1 pseudogene is annotated in these 1160 nt (G+C 65.2%); it reads right to left on the bottom strand.

What is annotated here, in order from left to right:
- A pseudogene (locus tag EYS21_RS23235) lies at positions 1 to 1157 on the bottom strand (pyruvate dehydrogenase (acetyl-transferring), homodimeric type); the annotation flags it as partial.
- Positions 1158 to 1160: the final 3 nt, after the last annotated feature.

The following is a 1160-nucleotide window of genomic DNA, read 5'->3' as shown; positions in this document are numbered from 1 at the left end:
GCGGCGTAGACCTTGCGGTAGTCGTGGCCGCCGCGTTTGAGGTTCCAGATCTGGTCATCGGTGAGGTCCGCGACGAGGTCCTTGGTGGCGGGGTCCTTGCCGAAGAAGTGTTCGCGGACGAACCCGCCGGATTCGGCCTTGTAGGTCTGGTAGTCCCCGTCGGGGGTTTCGTTCATGATCTTCACCAGGGAGCCGTCGGCGTCCTTGGTGAGCAGGTCATCCCATTCCCGGCCCCAGACGACCTTGATCACGTTCCAGCCCGCGCCGCGGAAGAACGCTTCGAGTTCCTGCATGATCTTGCCGTTGCCGCGGACCGGGCCGTCGAGGCGCTGGAGGTTGCAGTTGATGACGAAGTTCAGGTTGTCCAGGTTCTCGTTCGCGGCGAGCTGGAGCAGGCCGCGGGACTCGGGCTCGTCCATTTCGCCGTCGCCCAGGAACGCCCAGACCTGCTGGTCCGAGGTGTCTTTCAGGCCCCGGTTGTGCAGGTACCGGTTGGACTGGGCCTGGTAGATCGCGTTCATCGGGCCGATGCCCATGGACACGGTGGGGAATTCCCAGAAGTGCGGCATCAGCCGCGGGTGCGGGTAGGAGGAGAGCGCGTGGCCTTCGCGGGACTTTTCCTGCCGGAACCCGTCCAGGTCCTCCTCGGTCAGCCGGCCTTCCATGAACGCCCGGGCGTACATCCCGGGGGAGGCGTGGCCCTGGAAGAAGACCTGGTCACCGCCGCCGGGGTGGTCCTTGCCGCGGAAGAAGTGGTTGAAGCCCACCTCGTACAGTGTCGCGGCGCCGGCGTAGGTGGAGATGTGCCCGCCCACCCCGATGTTAGGCCGCTGGGACCGGTGCACCATCACCGCGGCGTTCCAGCGCATGTACGCCCGGTACCGGCGCTCGAACTCCTCGTTCCCGGGGAATTCGGCTTCCTGGTCCACCGGGATGGTGTTCACGTAATCCGTGGTGGTCACCATCGGCACCCCGACGCTCTGCGCACCGGCACGCTGCAGCAGGCTCCGCATGATGTATTGGGCACGCTCGGTGCCCTGTTCCCTGATCAGCGAATCCAGGGACTCAACCCACTCGGCGGTCTCTTCCGGATCACGATCAGGCAGCTGGTTAGTCAACCCGCTGAGGATATGGGAGGTATCTTCTCCTGCAGCCACGTC

The organism is Arthrobacter sp. S39 (assembly GCF_004320525.1).
Taxonomy (GTDB): Bacteria; Actinomycetota; Actinomycetes; order Actinomycetales; family Micrococcaceae; genus Arthrobacter.
Note: the sequence above shows the minus strand (reverse complement) of the source record. Positions and strands in the feature narration are given on the sequence as shown.